Genomic DNA, 17,180 nt, shown 5'->3' with positions numbered 1-17,180 from the left:
GTTTAGTTCCTTGTCATACGTCGAGCAAGGGCTATCTGCCAAGACATAGGCAGTAGCGCTAAAAATTTAAGAATAAATGTGAATTTTCGTGGGAAATGCACTTCTGTCTTGCCTTTGGCTAATCCAGACTGGATCGCCGCTGAGGCTTGTTTAACACTGACTCGCATCGGCATAGCAAAGTCATTTTTGTCCGTGAGCGGGGTTTCCACGAAACCAGGAGAAACAAGTGACACTGTCACTCCTTGCTGAGCAAGATCGGCGGATAACGTATTGGCGATATAGCTGATCGCCGCTTTGGAGGCGCCATAAGCTTCTGCTCGGGGTAGCGGCATGTAACTGGCAGAGGAACCCACGATCGCAAGATGGGTCGCATCACTAAAACCCGCTTGTAATGCTTCAATACAATTGAGCACACCAAAGACATTGATATCAAACACGCGCTTAAACAACGACACATCGACCCGACCTTGATCGATATATTCGCAGGTTCCCGCGTTTAAAATGATCAAATCTGGGGCCATACTGAGTTTGCCCAATGCCTGATGGGTTTGTTCACTATCGGTCGCGTCAAACGCCAAGGGGGTGAGTGAGGCATGATCATTTGCCATTGCAAACAGTTTGTCTTGATTGCGCCCACACGCGGTGACTTGCCAGCCTTGTCGCGCATAATCTCGAGCCAACTGTTCGCCAATGCCAGAGGTCGCGCCTGTGATCACTACGTGTTTCATTGTCCTAACCTCGTTTTAATCTGTTTCAGTAAGCGCCCGAGTAAAGGCAATGCTTCATACAGCATTTCGCCCATGTCAAAGTAGTCACGATGACGGATAATTTTGCCCTCGCTAAAGCGCAAGTGAGAGCAACCTTGAACCTGACGCGCTTTGCCTTTTTCTAACTTTGGATGCGAGAGTGTCATGGTCCAGGTGACAAATGCGTCATCGTCTTCGACCGTGGTGTGATGAATAACAAATTGACAGTCAGTAACATTCTCATAAAGCACAGTAAAATACTGAATGAAGGCTGCCAGTCCGACAATCTCATGTGCCGGGTCACGAAACACGATCTCTGGATGATAAAGAGTTTCTAATGACGTTAAGTTACGTTTGTTTAATGCCTTATAAATAGACACAAACTGCTTCACTCCGGCTTGTGTTTCATGATGTGCCATTAAAACGACTCCTGAGGCTGGTTTTTAGCCGCTTCAAATAAGGCTAACGCTTTCTTTCTTTGTTTCGCGTGATCAACCACAGGTCGTGGATAATCTATTGATTGAGCGTACTTTTCTGCCCATTGCCAAGGTTGATGAACATGCTTGCCAGGCACCGATTTTAAAGCCGGAATCCAGCGGCGGATAAAACGGCCATCACTATCAAACCGCTCTCCTTGTGTTGTTGGGTTAAAAATCCGGAAGTAAGGCTGCGCATCGGTGCCGACAGATGCCGACCACTGCCAACCGCCATTGTTTGATGCAAAGTCGCCATCAATCAGTTTGGACATAAAATAGTCTTCGCCCCAGCGCCAGTCGATCAGCAAATCTTTGGTTAAAAAGCTCGCCACGATCATTCGTAAGCGGTTATGCATCCAGCCGGTTTGATTCAGTTGCTGCATGGCGGCATCGACAATCGGATAACCCGTTTTTCCGTTTTTCCACGCCTCAAACAAGGTTGAGTCGTTTTCCCAAACCACCGACTCTCCCCAGCTTAAAAAACACTGCCGCTTGCTAATTGCAGGGTTCTGCGCGCTGACTTCTTGATAAAAATCTCGCCAAATAAGCTCAGACAACCAGGTAGCAGCGCCGGTATCAGGCTCACGCCAATCGCCGTTTTCCGCCTGAAGTCGGGCTAAGCATTGTCGTGGTGACAAGGCGCCGATGGCGAGATAAGGGGAAAGCTGACTGGTGCCATCCATCGCAGGAAAGTCACGGTGCTTTTTGTAATCTGCCGCTCGCTCGCGACAGTATTCGCGCAAACAATCAAGGATCCCTTTTTCGTCACTCACCCACGCAGAGACATCTACGGTTGGGTAGACAAACTCAATCGGGGCGAGTTGAGAAAAGATGTCTCTCACCACAGATGTTTCTTCTCGCACAGACGGCGCTCTACGGGGCGATAAGTCCAAGTTATCAAGCGCGCGCAAGCACGCTTTTTTAAACGGGGTAAACACTTTGTATGCTTCTCCCTTGCCTGACTTTATCGTTCCAGGGGCAAATAAATTGCGATCGACATAGGTATGCCAAGCAATCCCTCGGGCAGCTAAATCAGCCTGCACGCGTTCATCTCGTTTGACTTCATTGAGCTCGTACTCATGATTGGCAAATACCGCTTGTGCATCTGTTTGTGTGGCATACTCTGCCACTGTCCGCGCCGCCTCAGTAAAATCATTCGCCCGTTCAACCACTAATGGGATGTTGAGTGCTTTTAGCTCCTCACGCAGCGCTTCGAGCCGTGCTTGAATAAGTCCGGCTTGTGTGGGTGCAAGCTGGTGCTCAGCCCACTGCTGTGGTGTTTCGATAAAAATCCCGACAACAGGGCTAGATGACGCACTCGCGGCACTCAACGCCAAGTTGTCTAACACACGTAAATCGCGCCGAAACCAAACTAGATGCATAACGTCTTGTTCTCCCTCAAATCCTCGAGCTCGTCACCGTGTACGGAGTAAATGAATGCCTGGCTCACCACCTCAATCTCATTTTGCGACAGACAAAGACGTAGTTGGTTAAGCTGCGTACGATCAAGTCGATGGTTTGCCATCACCGCCAGTGTTTTAATTTGCTGCTCGCGCATGACCTCTAAAATCAAACTTAACTGGCTGTGTGCCTGTGAAAGTATAGTGACGTTGTAACCTTTTTCGTGAAGAGCTACCGCCATTAACAAACGTTGATACTCACTGATTGGGTTGAGCGATACCAACCAACAAGTTGCTCGCGTGTTTCTCTTGGCATTCGCGGCGATCACCGACCGGCACTGTTCAATCACCGTGGTTTGCCAAAGATCACGCTGTAGCATACTGACCGCTCCATCGTGATGACTGAGCCATTGATCGACGGGTGTCATGACATGCTCGACCAACCAGTAAAAGGGATACTCTTTGAAGAGTTGGTCCAAACTTTGGCTAAGGCGCCTCACCGAGAACGTATGAATACAATCGATCAAATCTCGAGCGACACCGTTGTCTTGGACATCGATAGATGCGGACGTTTGCACCAACAAAGGTTTCACCTTGCTAATTGGCACACCTTTGTCTAACCACTGAAGAATGCTCACAATCGTGCTGACGTCATCGTCACTGTATAAACGGTGGCCTTTTGCGGTTCTTGCTGGTGACAATAAGCCATAACGACGCTGCCAAGCGCGTAAGGTCACAGGATTAACGCCCGTTTGCTCTGCGACCTGACTAATAGTGAGTGTGTGGGATCCCTCACAAGCCATAACGTAACCTCAGTGCGTCGGGGTATGGCTTGAGATAGACTTGATTGGCCAGATAATCGTCGGGATGATTATGTAAATGATGTGAAATTAAGGTCAAAGGCGCCAGTAATGGCATGGTGCCTTGACGATAGGCGTGGATAAGGTTCGCCAATTCTGCTTTTTGGCCTTTATCGAGATTATTTTTAAAATAACCTTGTAGATGCATTAGCACATTGGTGTGCTTTTTACGGGTAGCGCGAATGGCAATCGCCTGCATAAAAGCGGTCCGATACTGTTCAAAGAATGCATCGATATCGTAATGCCCAATGTTCGCCATAAAACGCCCTAACTCGCGATAACGTTCGGGCGAGTGTGCCATCAACACCAATTTGTATCGGGAATGAAAATCAACTAGAGTTTTTTTAGTGACGCCACCTTCCACACTTTTATAGAGATCATCGAGCGCGAACAAACGGAACACGAAATTCTCTTTTAAGATAGGATCATTAAGGCGACCATCTTCTTCTATAGGTAGCCAAGGCATCTGCGCCATCAGTGCTTGCGTGTACAAGCCAACCCCTGAAATATCAGAGGCGTAGCCATTTTCGCGATACACTTTGACCCGCTCCATGCCACACGTTGGTGACTTTGCGCAGACGATGTATCCGCGGAGTGCTTTGTGTTCCAGCTCTTCCGCTTTACGCTCACTAAACGCGATCATTTTATCCGTGTAGTCTTTTTGTTGATCCTTGGTTTCAACAAGCTTTACAGAAAGATCGCCTTTATCGACCAGCCTAATCGCCGGACGGGGAACAGGAAGACCAATCCCCACTTCAGGGCACACGGGCACGAAATCCACATAAGGACCTAACTCTTTCGTGACGAATGTGCTCCGCTTATGGCCACTGTCAAAGCGGACTTTTTCACCGATCACACAGGCGCTTACACCAACTGGAAACGACATGCCTTACCTCTACACTCACTGTGCGACGGGTGCCGCACTTGTACATTTATATTATCTTGTACAAGTAAAGGTAGAGGATAGATCAAAATTGTACAAATTTTTTTATTTGTACAATTTAAGAGAATCAAAGCGACGTGCTATTGCTGAAGGCATAACGCTTCTTTACGTTCCTTAGGCCACTGTTTAATCTCCCATTCGCGTTGCATCGCAGCCCGTTTTTCCATGGGCTCTGACTGCCACGCCAATAATAGTGGACCTTTACCTCGCAATGCTCGGGCGCCTTTTCCGGCTGAATGCTGTGCGAAACGACGAGAAACGTTAGTGGTAACACCGCAATACAAGTGGCCTTGACGCGTTCGAATCAAATACACAAACCAAGGCGTGTCCATGCTCAATTACTGCCCCAACAGTGTACCTAACAGTTGACGTAGCTCTGATACCTCTTGCTCGAGTGCCGTGACACGTTGAGAAAGGGAGACGTTATCAGACGCGCCAACCGCTTCTGATTCATCCTCTGAATGCATCAACGAATCAATCGACGCATCGGTAAACAAATGCCTGTACCGTGATTCTCGCTTACCCGCTTCACGGGGTAATTTTTGCACCCACTGTTGCTCAACCATGCTTGTCAGTGTTGCTTCGACGTCCGCCATGTCATCAAAGGCGCACAAACGTTGCGTTCGAGTTCTTAGTTCTCCGGGTGTTTGCGCGCCACGCAGTAACAGTACACAAATAATGGCTTTTTGCTGTTCACTAAACGTCAAGTCACCAAATGTCGTGTTACAAAACCGATGCTGGTATTTTGTCACACGACTTCCGCTCCCCTCTTGCGGGCTGACAAGCCTTGCTTCTTCCAACTGATGGATAACATCCAGCACGTCTGAGTCCGACATATCGTAAACAGGATCGCGATTGCTTTTCTGATTCACTGCGGTGGTCAGCGCATTTAAAGTCAGCGGATAGTGATCTGGCGTCGTGACTTCTTTTTCAAGCAAGCAGCCAATAATACGCTGTTGGTACGGGGAAAGCTGTATTGACATAGTAGAGATGGACATAGTTGATGTCTCTATTCGGCTAAATGATTGGCTTTATATCAATTGACGGTGATGCAAGCAATCGCTGTTCACTGCCTTAGGGAACACACGAGCCACTCAGCAACCCCGAATACTGGTAGCGGGATCACATCTTTATCACGCGCTTATCCGCCGATCATCCTCCATCAAAGCGTGGCTAATGGTATACTTTGACGAAATGAAGTATGTGGAGAGCACGACATGGGCCTGTTTAGTTCAAAATCTCATCCAAATCATGGGTTATCTATCATTGCCAAAAACTGCAAAGTGGTGGGTGATATCGATCTTGAAGGTGACATTCAAATTGATGGGTTTGGAGAGGGAAATATTACTCAAGCCAATGCTGTTGTTATTTCTGCTTCTGGCCATTTTCGCGGTACCATTCACGCTAAACATATCACTATCAATGGGTTAATCGAAGGTCAGTGTGATGCCGATGCCATCGATATCCTTTCACAAGGAAAAATGAAAGGCGTACTTAACACCGAACAATTAACCATTGAAAAAGGCGGCCTACTCGCCGGCGAAAACCGAGCTACCTTGTTAACGGATACCGTTGTCCCACTGCCTGAACAGAATCGTGCTGAGACCAAACAGGATCCGGACGCGCACCACACCGATCATAAAACACGCTCTTCCTCATCTAAAAAATCATAAGGAGAATCGGTGTATGTCTGATACCGATGCAAACCCAACACAAGTCAGTTTTGAAAGCTTCTCCCCAGAGCTGCAGTGCGTGATTCGCTATGAGCAAGCGCCTGAGGCCATATACGCAATGATCGCATCTGTCCATGATGCTTCTAGTTCAAGTGTCAAAGAAGCGTGGGAAATACTGCCTGCCAGCGCACAAAATATTCTCGATAACTATGACCAATTTCATGCGCTCGTTGCGATTAGCCAAAGTTATGCAGGTATCGATGCGCTGAGCGAACTCGAGAAAGTCGACTTAAGTGATATGTCTGACGAGGCGAAAGAAAACTACAAAGCCCAAGTACTCGACGATGTACTTAGCTCTTGTGTCAAAGATTTAGCTAAACAGCTTAAACAAGCACGCTTAAAGCCGGGCTTGAAACGCGAATTCCAAGCGATTTTTCAAAAATAAAGAGATAGAGACGGCTAGCGCTAGCCGCTAACCTTGGTCGTTAAGAGTAAGCCCCCAAACGCTGGGGGCTTTTTTTATCGACGAACATTTTTCCTCGGCGAACAAACCAATTAGGCAGACTCACTAAGACGAGCCGCTTTTTCTCGACGCGCTCGAACAGCTGCTGCCAACTGGTGTAGTGCCTTCTCGGTATCATCCCAACCAATGCAGCCGTCTGTGATGCTTTGACCATAGGTAAGCGACTGACCATCCGTTAAATCTTGTCGACCTTCGACCAGGTGGCTTTCAATCATCACACCGAAAATCGCCTGATTTCCAGCGGCGATTTGGCCCGCGATATCTTCACAGACGTCTTTTTGTTTTTGATACTGTTTGCTGCTGTTTGCATGACTTAAATCTATCATTACTTTTTGACGCAGTCCCGCGCCCGTCAACGCGCTGCAAATCTGATCCACGTCTCCGGCACTGTAATTTGGCACTTTGCCCCCGCGTAAAATCAAATGGCAGTCCTCATTACCGGCCGTCGCGACAATCGCTGAATGGCCATACTTGGTCACAGACAGAAATTGATGAGGGGCACTGGCAGAGCGAATCGCATCCGTGGCAATTTTTATATTGCCATCCGTTCCATTTTTAAACCCCACCGGACAAGACAGGCCTGACGCTAGCTCACGATGCACCTGAGATTCTGTCGTTCGCGCCCCGATTGCTCCCCAGCTAATCAAATCCGCCATATATTGTGGGGTAATCATATCGAGAAACTCACCCGCTGCAGGTAAGCCAGTATCGGCGATATCGAGGAGCAGTTTGCGCCCTAAGCGTAAGCCATCATTAATTTTAAAACTATTGTCCAAATAAGGGTCATTAATCAGACCTTTCCATCCAACGGTAGTGCGTGGTTTTTCAAAATAAACCCGCATGACAACTTCGAGATCCTCACTTAAGGTTTCACGTAATTGCTTAAGTTGACGTGCGTAGTCTCGCGCGGCATCTGGATCGTGAATCGAGCAAGGACCAACCACAACCACCAAGCGATCATCATCGTCGTTTAACACTCGGTGAATCGCCTGACGGGCGTTTACGACGGTCTGCTCTGCCGCCTCTGTTGCGGGGAACTTTTCCAATACAGCAATCGGCGGAAGAAGTTCTTTTATTTGCTGGATTCTTACGTCATCCGTTGGGTGTACACTCATGGGCTTGTCCTGTGTTTGCTTTTATCGTTTACGCGCTAATGCGGCCACTGATGGGCTTACGTTCTTATGGTTACACGTCTACGCTAACCTGACATCTCTGCGTGTGCAAATATTTTTTTACAGAGAAGTAGTCATCAATGTTTTAAAAAAATTGACAGGGAGAAATAGGCAGTATTTCCGTTGCGGTGCACGACAAGAGAATTCCCACTGCAAACACGACCTCGTTATTGCACTTGTCATACAGAAGCTATTACACTGATCATTAAATATAAAAGGAGTAAATGACGTGATCACACGCCTAACCACTAGCGCACTCTTGGCGATATGCCTTTGGGTTCCAACCGCCCAGGCGACCAACTTTGACTATAACCATATTCAAGTCAATGCATTAGGCAATCCTAGTGGGCTGGGTGGTTTAGCACGTTTTACGTTTACCGAAGGGGCGCATTTTGTCGTCAAAGGGAATACGCAATTTGAAGGGGACTGGTATACCTCTGGCGGGGTTGGTTTTCATGCTCCTATTAACGAATTTGTTGATTTATACGGCGAACTTGAAGGTGCGTGGTTTAGACGCCCAGAGGATGACAGGCATGATGCCGGCGATTTGGCGACGGTCATCGGTGGTGGTATGCGAGCCTGGATCGCACCGCCCTTTGAGGCGAACCTTTATGTCGGTTCGATTATTTTTGACCAAGACGATAGCACCAGCCTTGTCGAAATTGGTGGTCGTTTTCACTCAACAGAAGCGTTATCTCTCGGCGCGACCTGGCGTGCTAATGGTTTAGAGCAAAACCGCTTGATTTTCTCAGTCAGATACCTGTATTAATAGCCTGTGATTCGTTGCTCTTCTTCTACAGCGTGATCATACCAGTGTGATCTTCTCTCGCTGGTGAAAATTTTAATCTAAGCTAAACTAAACGTAGAGGCGTACCACTCTGGTAAAAAGTGGGCGTCTTTAGTGCGTGGTGTAACACTCACGTCTGACGCTCGTCGTCATTGTACGTGAGGACTGTCGGAGGGTATAACGATGGTGATGACTCAGCGTATTGGTGAATTTGAGAGAAAAATACAAGAGGCCTATCAAGAAGGTAACATTGAAACAGCTCACCGCTTAGAGGAGCAGGTCGCGTTATTGCGGCGGCGTAAGCTAAAACCTGCTGCTGATTTTAAAGCAGCCAGTCAGGTAGAAGACTTTCACGATGTTTCTGACGGGGATTACTACGATAGCTAACACATCACCATAGAAGCGTCCAGAAATCACATTCTCATAAAAATGTATTGTATGTAAAAAGCCTTCTCCAAAGGAGAAGGCTTTTTTATTTGCTGCCTAAAAACATGTGTTTAAAAAGGACGACTACAGCAAATTATTGTGCGGCACGCTCACGACGAACGATCCATGCCGCGGCAGTAATAAAGGCAACGACCAGTGCAGTTTCCACAGCAACACTCCAGTTTCATTGATGATTAAAAGACAAAAACCCAAGTTGCCAGCCACTCAAACCGTCTGAAGAATGAGCGACTATCAACAGATGCGCATAGTCTACGACTCCATGAGCTAAAAATCAGCTATAGAATCGATCTAACGCAAAGAAAAGCGCTTTTTTTGGCAAGATCGACACTTCGACAGATAAAGTTTCATCAACTCACAAAGTTAAACGTGACAATGCGCAGTTTTAGCTAGGTGTTTATTGTAAAAATCGCTGAGCTAACTGATTGAGAAAAGCTGAAATGGTAATAAAAGATTATTAGGCTCGTCGACTCCGCTGCACCAGAGGGATACAGCGGATAGTCACGACAAAAGATAGACGTATTGTGGCGTTAGGATTCAGGTTTTGTTTTCTTTTTTGCTAACGGCACATCGCCGACAGGCACATTGTTGTAAAAGCTCTTATCTCGTTTTTTCGGGGCTTTAGGCTGCTTTTTAACCGGTGTTTTCTGGCGTTTTGCCGGTCCAGGCGATTTTTTATTAGGGACTTTTTTCTCTTTAAAGCCTTTAAATTTACCCTCTAGGCCTTCTATTGCCGTAAATTCAAGCTTTTGTTGCAAGAAGCCTTCAATATTTTTAAAGCTTCGCCAGTCTTTCGGCCCAACCAGTGAGTAAGACAGGCCTTGGTGCCCTGCCCGACCAGTCCGTCCCACGCGATGCACATATTCCTCAGCGTGTTTTGGCATATCAAAATTAATGACCAAAGACACATTCAACAAATCTAAGCCGCGTGACGCAACATCGGTAGTGACCAACACCTCATGAAAGCCGCGCTCAAACTCATTCATAATACGACTACGTGATGCTTGGTTTAGCTCACCACTCAACGCAATCGCTTTATACCCTGCCTGTGTAAATCGCTCAGCCAATCGTTCCGTGTCTGCGCGAGTGGCAGTAAAGATCATGACTTGCTTGTGCACGTTGGCTTTCATCAAGTGCTCAAGCAAAGCCTGCTTATGATCCAAGTGATCACACAGTACAAAATGCTGCTCAATATCACTGTGCAGTCTTTCCGCTTCACCAACCGCGACTCGCTTAGGAGACTTTAGCATACCGGCAGCAATTTCAGTCACTTGCTGATGATCTAACGTTGCAGAGAACATCAGTGTCTGGCGCAACCTATGCTCAGCATGCGCATTCACGCTATCCAATTGTTCTTTAAAGCCAAGATCGAGCATGCGATCCGCTTCGTCTAAGATCAGCATTTCTAAACCAGATAAAGACACGTTGCGCTGTTTCAAATGATCGGCGAGTCGGCCAGGTGTGGCCACCACAAAAGTTGGCGACTGACGAAAAACCTTTGCTTGCTCATTGAAGTTTTCGCCACCCAGAACGAGGGCCGCTTTATGAGTCGTGCCACTGGTTAGCATCCGCAATTGACCATAAACTTGTTTGGCCAATTCGCGAGTCGGTGCCAATATTAACACGCGTGGATCACGACGACTGAGAGGTTTAGAACGCAAAACACGCTGCATCGCAGGCAGCAAAAACGCCAGTGTTTTTCCCGAGCCCGTTTTCGATGACGCCAGCAAATCTTTCCCTGCCATCACAACAGGAATTGCCTGACGTTGAATATCAGTTGGCTGTTCAAATCCACGGTGGGCAATGAGCGACAGTAAGCGTCTATCGAGTCCCAAATCGTCAAATTGCAAGGTATCACTCCAAAGGTAAATCAAAAGCAAAAGGCGCACACGCGCCATTTAAGGCGGCGAATGCTATCATACTTTACGCAAAAACACCGCACCAAAAATTTCGACACTCCAATATCCAGACGCTGTGATTACATGTATGTCTGTCTACGTTATCTGCGAAAAAAAGGCATCAGCCCGCAAGTTTGTTAACAAAATGTTGACGCACAAATAAACATCAATGTAGCGTTACAGGTAAGACCAGATAACAAGGAGTGTCTATGTTCTCGTCTCCACTCACCCGTGCGAATCAGCATCTATCACTATTCGGTTTCCTAAAAGTCCCAATGATTGGCTGGTGCCGACCCAAGATCCTTTCGATCGACGATAAACATGTCACGATGAAAATTCCGCTAGGTCGACGCACCAAAAACCATCTGAACAGTATGTATTTTGGTGCTTTAGCCGTAGGGGCTGATGTAGCGGGCGGCTTTCTAGCGATGGCGATGGCAGAGCAGCGCGGTGTGAAGATTAGCCTTGCGTTTAAATCGGTACAAGCCGATTTCCACAAACGTCCCGAAGGGGATGTCATTTTCACCTGCCAAGATGGCGAAAAAATCAGTGCCATGATTGGCAATGCCATAGAGACAGGTGAACGCATCAACCAGCCGGTGACGATTGTCGCAACGTGTCCAAGCTTACATGGTGATGAACCAATGGCAACCTTTGAGCTTACGTTATCAGTGAAACACATCACTGATTAGCGCGTCGGCTTAACCGTAACAGCCTCGGCAACGCAGAAAAAAACCAGATTATCGGTCAGCAGATAATCTGGCTTTTTATCAGTAATCGTTAGCGATAACGACAATACAAAAAGCTCAGCGCACTCATTCTGACATCCGTGATACGGGTGCAAGAATCACTGAAAAATCATTGACTTTATACAAGCACAATAAAGCTGCGGATTTCATCGGTAATACACCGAGTTATCAACCGTTTCTGTGGATGACTTTAAAGTTATACACAGCTGGCGTTTTTCTTACTTTGAAAAACACAGCACCGCGCTAAGCGATGCCGGTTGATCGTTATTCAGGGTGATAACGAATTTGATAGAAAATGCGATACAACACCGGCACCACAATCAAGGTCAGCACGGTAGCAAACCCAAGACCAAACATGATGGTCACTGCCATGGGCCGGAAAAATACATCAGGTAATAGGGGTAGCATCCCCAAAATGGTTGTAATTGCCGTCATACAAACGGGTCTCACACGACTAACCGCAGCATCAACCACGGCCTGGTATCGCTGTTTTCCACTCTCAACCTCTATATTTATCTGGTCGATTAGCACAATTCCGTTTTTAATCAACATCCCACTTAAACTTAAAAATCCCAGTAAAGCCATAAAGCCAAACGGTGTATCAAGTAACAATAAGCCAGTGGTCACCCCGATGACGGCCAGCGGTACCGTTAGCCAAATAATGACCGACTCTTTCACTGAGTTAAATAGCAAAATAGTGACCAAGAACATGAACAAATAGCCAAGCGGCATAATACTAAACAGTCCTTCTTTCGCCTCCTTGGAAGACTCATGCTCACCGCCCCATTCAATGCTGTAACCATCCGGCATCGGTATCGATTCAATATCGGCACGTACACGGCTCAATACGGTCGCGGCGGTCGTTTCTCGCAATGGATCAGGGTCGGCCAAAACAGTTAGCATACGTTTACGATTCTTCCGCATAATGATCGGATCTTCCCAACGCATGTCATAATCCAGGATGACCTGCTGCAAGGGAATATAATCTTGCAATGCTGGACTCCAGATTTTCATTCCTTCAAGCGTATTGATATTGACGCGCTCTTCATCCGGCAGTCGCGCAACAATGGGCATTAAATTGGTACCATCACGATAAACACCAATCCGCTTGCCACTAAATGTCATCGCCAGTAGCTCGTCGACATCCTTTTTGGTGATCCCATAACGACGTGCTTGGCTTTCATTAAATTCAGGTTCCAGCACCTTGGTACGGTTGCGCCAATCGTGGCGAATATTGACGGCATCGGGATCATCATGCAGCCGCGCTTCCACTTTTTTCGCTATCGCACGAAGTTCAGTGGGGTCGGAGCCAATAATACGTGCCTCGATTTTAGATCCCGTCGATGGTCCCAAAGAAATCGGTTTCAGTTTTAACTGTGCATTGGGGTGTTGGCGACGTACATACTCGCGCACCAATCCCATCGTTGATTTCACATGCTCATATTGGTCTACTCTTACTATCAGCTCACCGTAGGCGGCATAGCTTTTCTCAGGTGAGTAGGTCAGCATAAAACGTTGCGATCCCTGCCCAGCACTGGTAGACACATAGTTCACCCCTTTTTGCTCGCTGAGCCAGCTTGACACTTCGTCAAGCGTGTCTTGTGTGGCGCGAATATCAGTTCCTTCCGGTAACCACACATCAACCATGAACATAGGCGTGGTTGAGTCAGGGAAAAAGGACTGCTTAAGATGACCAAAACCATACACGCTCGCACCTAGCGCTAAGACCATCACCAGCAAAGTGAGGTAAGCATGGTGCATGCACGCAGTTAAAAAGCGCTTATACACCACAAAAAGAATACCATTATAGGGATCGCTTCCCTCGTCGCCCTCTTCTAAAGGCGTTTCTTTAAAAAAGAGGCTCGCAAAGAAAGGGGTCAATGTGATCGCGGTAAACCAGCTCAATAGCAAAGAAATTAGCAATACGGTAAATAGCGTTCCACAGTATTCCCCTGTCGCGTCTTCGGACAAACCAATCGGGGCAAACGCGGTGACCGCAATAACCGTCGCCCCCAACAACGGCCATTTCGTTTGTGTAACAATGTCATGCGCCGCTTGTAATCGTGTTCGCCCGCGTTTTAGTCCGACAAGGATCCCCTCCACCACCACAATGGCATTATCGACTAACATCCCAAGGGCTATCACTAAGGCACCAAGAGAGACGCGTTGCAGGTTGATCTCGAAATAGTACATGAACACAAAAGTGCCAAGCACAGTGAGCAAGAGCACTAGCCCAATCAATAGGCCCGAGCGCAAACCCATAAAGAACAACAGCACCACAATTACGATCGCCACCGCTTGTCCCAAGCTCGAGACAAAACCGGTGACTGAGTTATCTACTTCGTCAGGTTGGTTATAAACATGATGAACGTGAATACCTACCGGCTGATCGCTATTCAGCTCGGCTAATCGTTTATCTACTTTTTCACCCACTTCAACCACGTTGACGCCATCAGCAAACGAGATCCCAACCTGGAGTGCCTGCTTACCATTGTAAGCAATAATTTGACGCGGGACTTCTTGGTATCCACGTTTAATATCCGCCACATCACGTAGGTAAATTAATCCCTCGGAACCTGCTTCTGTTAAAATCAAACTGCCCAATTCTTCAACAGAAGAAAACTCGCCAGTTGGGTGAATACGGATATATTCATCACCGACCCGCAACGCCCCTGCGTTACTGACCAGATTTTGGGTCGCTAACAGGTTAAACAGAGTATCTGGCGAGATCCCCAGGCTACTCAATCGTTGAATTGAGACCTCGACAAAGACTTGTTCTTGCTGAGCCCCACTAACTTGTACCTTGCCCACGCCATCAACAAGCTCCAGCTCACGACGCAAAAAATCAACATAATCTTTTAGCTCGCTGTAACTGTAACCCTCTCCAGTTACTCCAAGTAAGATGCCGAATACATCGCCAAAATCGTCTTTGACTGAAGGTGGATTAACGCCAGGCGGTAACTCGCCTCGGGCATCATGGACCTTTCGTCGCAATTCATCCCAAATTTGCGGCAAATCATCTGAACGATATTTGGGTTTCATTTTCACTGTAATTTGCGAGAGGCCTCGGCTAGAAATCGATCTCACCTCGTCAACATAAGTCAGCTGTTGTACCGCTTTCTCCAGTGGATAGGTGACTTCTTCCTCCACTTGTTGCGGTGTCGCCCCCGGGTAACTGGTGACGATCATCGCATCTTTGATCGTAAAAGCAGGATCTTCGAGGCGCCCTAATCCTAGGAATGCAAGGGTGCCGCCGATAAGAAAAATCAGGGTGATCATCCAACTGATCACCTTGTTTTGAATAAAATAACCCGCCACACCTTGCTTCATGATGCTTGTTCCTCTTTTGACGCCAATTCTACTTTTTGTCCTTCAGACAGATGGTTGGCACCGCCGACGACGATACGCTCACCCATAGAAACTCCCGTTACGACTTCAATCTGTTGCCCATGAATGCGGCCCATTTCGACTTGTCGTTTGCTTACCGTTTGGGAGGCCTCATCGTAGACCCAAACATAACTATGATCGCGATCGAGTGGATCGCCATCTTGATTGAAAATCGCTTCGATAGGGACTGAAAGGCCTGTACGCGTCATTTTTAATCCATCACGAGCAATACTGACTTGTACCGGCATGCCATCCAATATGAATTGGTCATCAGGCATTGGCATTGTCAACGTCACCACGAATGCCCCACTGTTGGGATCTGGCTCTGCGGTGAATTCATCGACTGTGGCTTTGTATGACCGCCCTTGCTCAGTAACGACCTTAGGTTGCAAGCGTGTTTGCACAGATGCTGCATCCCCACCGGCATTGTGACTAAAAAGAACATCTGGGACCTGAACGCGAATATCAGCGCGTGACGCATCATGAATATTCATAATCCCTTGTCCCGGAGCAATCGTCTCGAAAGGTTCTGCGTTCACTTTCGATATCACTCCATCAGCGGGGGCTTTCAATGCGACATAAGATAAACGGAGATTAGCCAAGGCTAATTCTGCTTGTGCAATTTGTCGCTGCGCTTTTAGTTCATCAAACTGAGACTGGGCTAGCATTCCTTTTTCAACAAGCGGTGCCGAACGCTGATACTGTGAGTTAGCAACGTCGAATTTTGCGTTCGCATTTTCAACCGCTAAGCGATAGTCCGTCGGTTCGAGACGGGCGAGGACCTGTCCTTTTGACACACGATCCCCGGCTTGCACATTAATGGCTTGAATTTCGCCCGGCACCCTAAACGCTAACTTGGCTTTATCGGCGGCAGCGGCAACCGCGGGGAAAGCAATCCGCTCATCCAACTGTTGTTGTGCGACTGTATGAGTTGAAACAACAGGCAAAGGTGCTGAATGAGACGCCGGATCAGGTTGACAGCCACTGATAACGCTTAGCCCGAGTACCACGCTAAGCCAAAGCAGCACCTTGATTAATTTTATTCTCATAATCCTCGCTCCTTCACCCAAGCTCTCACTCGATCACCGGCTTCAAGTGCGCCCGCACCCGTCGCGACAATGACATCGCCATTGTCAAGCCCAGAGGTAATCTTGCCGTTTTTGAGCACGACAGGAACCAAGGTGATCTCTCCGTCTTCATTCACCCGCCAAACCGCACTTCCTGAGTCTGATTGCACCACTGCCGTATCAGGGATTTGGGGCTGTGATTGCGCCGGTATGGTGACATGGACTTTCGCAGCCATCCCTGGTAATACATTGACCGCATCGGGTCGACTCAGACTGACCGTGACATGATAAGACGCGGTTTTTGGATCCGCTTCAGTATCGATCTCTTTAAACTGAGCCGAAAATTGGCGATGCTCATACGTGTCAAAAGAAACACTCGGCGTTAAGGTATCAAGATGCTGGGCGAAATAGTGAAAGTAGCGCTCCGGTAACTGGAAACTCACGTTAATAACATCTTTAGATTGAATATGCAGCACCGGAGATTGTGCTTGAGTAAACTCGTTGCGCTCTTTCATTCTTAATGACACGGTGCCTGCATACGGCGCTTTGAGCTCGGTGTAATTTAGGTTGGTTTGTGCCTGTTCAAGACCAGCCGCAGCTTCGCTTAGTGCCGAACGCGCTTCATCAAACCGCTGCTCCGAAATAACTTTATCATTGTGTAACCGATCAGCACGGTTAAATTGAACCTGAGCAAGCTGGTATTGTGCACGCGCTTTGTCTAACTGCAGTGAGTACTGTTGATTATCAAGCGCCGCGAGCATCTGCCCTTTCTTGACATCCATTCCTGCTTTTATCGGCATAGATTCAATAACGCCTGAGACTCGAAATGACAGTAACGCTTTGTTATCTGCTTCAACCTGAGCGGGGAACTCCCGGGTTAATCCTTCTTCATTCGTTACCACAGTCAATAACTTAGCAGGACGCGTTGGCGTCTCTGAGGGAGAAGATATCGCTGGCTCACCACACCCAAAAAGGATGAGAGCAGCGCAACTGACTAATACAAAACGCTTTATCATCAGCTTATCCTTAACAATAAAACCTAGAGTCCGACAGCA

General features: G+C 47.5%; 17 protein-coding genes. 5 read left to right on the top strand and 12 right to left on the bottom strand.

Annotated features, from left to right (window positions below):
- Positions 1-2: 2 nt before the first annotated feature.
- The 7 genes from BZG81_RS07505 to BZG81_RS07475 all read right to left on the bottom strand — a co-directional run bounded on the left by BZG81_RS07505 (position 3) and on the right by BZG81_RS07475 (position 5,408).
- Positions 3-728: an SDR family NAD(P)-dependent oxidoreductase gene (locus tag BZG81_RS07505; RefSeq protein ID WP_077677091.1), complete on the bottom strand. Its 726-nt coding sequence runs from the start codon at positions 726-728 to the stop codon at positions 3-5.
- Positions 725-1,165 (bottom strand): nuclear transport factor 2 family protein, encoded by a 441-nt coding sequence (locus BZG81_RS07500; protein WP_077677090.1) that lies wholly within the window; start codon positions 1,163-1,165, stop codon positions 725-727. The genes BZG81_RS07505 and BZG81_RS07500 overlap by 4 nt, the downstream gene beginning before the upstream one ends.
- On the bottom strand, positions 1,165-2,604 hold the full coding sequence (gene phrB, locus BZG81_RS07495; RefSeq protein WP_077677089.1) for a deoxyribodipyrimidine photo-lyase: 1,440 nt from the start codon (positions 2,602-2,604) through the stop codon (positions 1,165-1,167). Before phrB ends, BZG81_RS07500 begins: the two co-directional genes overlap by 1 nt.
- Complete coding sequence (locus tag BZG81_RS07490) at positions 2,595-3,425, bottom strand: MerR family transcriptional regulator (RefSeq protein WP_077677088.1); 831 nt, start codon at positions 3,423-3,425, stop codon at positions 2,595-2,597. Before BZG81_RS07490 ends, phrB begins: the two co-directional genes overlap by 10 nt.
- Positions 3,415-4,368: a YbgA family protein gene (locus tag BZG81_RS07485; protein ID WP_077460736.1), complete on the bottom strand. Its 954-nt coding sequence runs from the start codon at positions 4,366-4,368 to the stop codon at positions 3,415-3,417. The genes BZG81_RS07490 and BZG81_RS07485 overlap by 11 nt, the downstream gene beginning before the upstream one ends.
- Positions 4,369-4,505: 137 nt before the next feature.
- The gene (locus tag BZG81_RS07480; RefSeq protein ID WP_037367758.1) at positions 4,506-4,757 is read right to left on the bottom strand and encodes a GIY-YIG nuclease family protein; all 252 of its coding nucleotides are present in this window, start codon (positions 4,755-4,757) and stop codon (positions 4,506-4,508) included.
- A 6-nt stretch (positions 4,758-4,763) separates the two neighbouring features.
- Positions 4,764-5,408 carry a YceH family protein gene (locus BZG81_RS07475; RefSeq protein ID WP_077677087.1) on the bottom strand — a complete coding sequence of 215 codons (645 nt, stop codon included), beginning with the start codon at positions 5,406-5,408 and terminating at the stop codon, positions 4,764-4,766.
- Between the two features lie 234 nt (positions 5,409-5,642).
- Between BZG81_RS07475 and BZG81_RS07470 the strand changes: the two genes are divergently transcribed.
- Positions 5,643-6,098, top strand: coding sequence for a bactofilin family protein (locus BZG81_RS07470; RefSeq protein WP_077661612.1), 456 nt, complete (start codon positions 5,643-5,645; stop codon positions 6,096-6,098).
- Positions 6,099-6,111: 13 nt separating this feature from the next.
- Entirely contained in the window at positions 6,112-6,543 is a 432-nt protein-coding gene (locus BZG81_RS07465; protein ID WP_077677086.1) for a DUF3069 domain-containing protein, read from the top strand.
- A gap of 110 nt (positions 6,544-6,653) precedes the next feature.
- Here BZG81_RS07465 and aroG read toward each other — a convergent pair whose 3' ends face one another.
- Positions 6,654-7,736 carry a 3-deoxy-7-phosphoheptulonate synthase AroG gene (gene aroG / locus BZG81_RS07460; protein WP_077460733.1) on the bottom strand — a complete coding sequence of 361 codons (1,083 nt, stop codon included), beginning with the start codon at positions 7,734-7,736 and terminating at the stop codon, positions 6,654-6,656.
- 286 nt (positions 7,737-8,022) lie between these two features.
- Here aroG and BZG81_RS07455 point away from each other — a divergent pair, with 286 nt between their 5' ends.
- Both BZG81_RS07455 and BZG81_RS07450 read left to right on the top strand, forming a co-directional pair.
- Positions 8,023-8,562 carry a hypothetical protein gene (locus BZG81_RS07455; protein ID WP_077677085.1) on the top strand — a complete coding sequence of 180 codons (540 nt, stop codon included), beginning with the start codon at positions 8,023-8,025 and terminating at the stop codon, positions 8,560-8,562.
- A 207-nt stretch (positions 8,563-8,769) separates the two neighbouring features.
- Positions 8,770-8,967, top strand: a complete 198-nt coding sequence (locus BZG81_RS07450) for a hypothetical protein (RefSeq protein WP_128080777.1) — start codon at positions 8,770-8,772, stop codon at positions 8,965-8,967.
- Positions 8,968-9,554: 587 nt separating this feature from the next.
- Here BZG81_RS07450 and BZG81_RS07445 read toward each other — a convergent pair.
- Positions 9,555-10,874, bottom strand: coding sequence for a DEAD/DEAH box helicase (locus BZG81_RS07445; protein ID WP_028569685.1), 1,320 nt, complete (start codon positions 10,872-10,874; stop codon positions 9,555-9,557).
- 257 nt (positions 10,875-11,131) lie between these two features.
- On the opposite strand from BZG81_RS07445, the gene BZG81_RS07440 reads away from it, so the two are divergent.
- On the top strand, positions 11,132-11,614 hold the full coding sequence (locus BZG81_RS07440; protein ID WP_077677084.1) for a PaaI family thioesterase: 483 nt from the start codon (positions 11,132-11,134) through the stop codon (positions 11,612-11,614).
- A gap of 321 nt (positions 11,615-11,935) precedes the next feature.
- Here BZG81_RS07440 and BZG81_RS07435 read toward each other — a convergent pair whose 3' ends face one another.
- Genes BZG81_RS07435 through BZG81_RS07425 form a run of 3 tightly spaced genes read right to left on the bottom strand, consistent with a single transcriptional unit; the run spans position 11,936 to position 17,141 of the window.
- Positions 11,936-15,001, bottom strand: coding sequence for an efflux RND transporter permease subunit (locus tag BZG81_RS07435; RefSeq protein WP_077460731.1), 3,066 nt, complete (start codon positions 14,999-15,001; stop codon positions 11,936-11,938).
- Positions 14,998-16,107, bottom strand: a complete 1,110-nt coding sequence (locus BZG81_RS07430) for an efflux RND transporter periplasmic adaptor subunit (protein ID WP_077677083.1) — start codon at positions 16,105-16,107, stop codon at positions 14,998-15,000. Before BZG81_RS07430 ends, BZG81_RS07435 begins: the two co-directional genes overlap by 4 nt.
- Positions 16,104-17,141, bottom strand: coding sequence for an efflux RND transporter periplasmic adaptor subunit (locus BZG81_RS07425; RefSeq protein ID WP_108743476.1), 1,038 nt, complete (start codon positions 17,139-17,141; stop codon positions 16,104-16,106). The genes BZG81_RS07430 and BZG81_RS07425 overlap by 4 nt, the downstream gene beginning before the upstream one ends.
- Positions 17,142-17,180 lie beyond the last annotated feature (39 nt).

Source organism: Salinivibrio sp. MA607 (assembly GCF_001996245.1).
In the GTDB taxonomy this organism is placed as follows: domain Bacteria; phylum Pseudomonadota; class Gammaproteobacteria; order Enterobacterales; family Vibrionaceae; genus Salinivibrio; species Salinivibrio costicola.
Note: the sequence above shows the minus strand (reverse complement) of the source record. Positions and strands in the feature narration are given on the sequence as shown.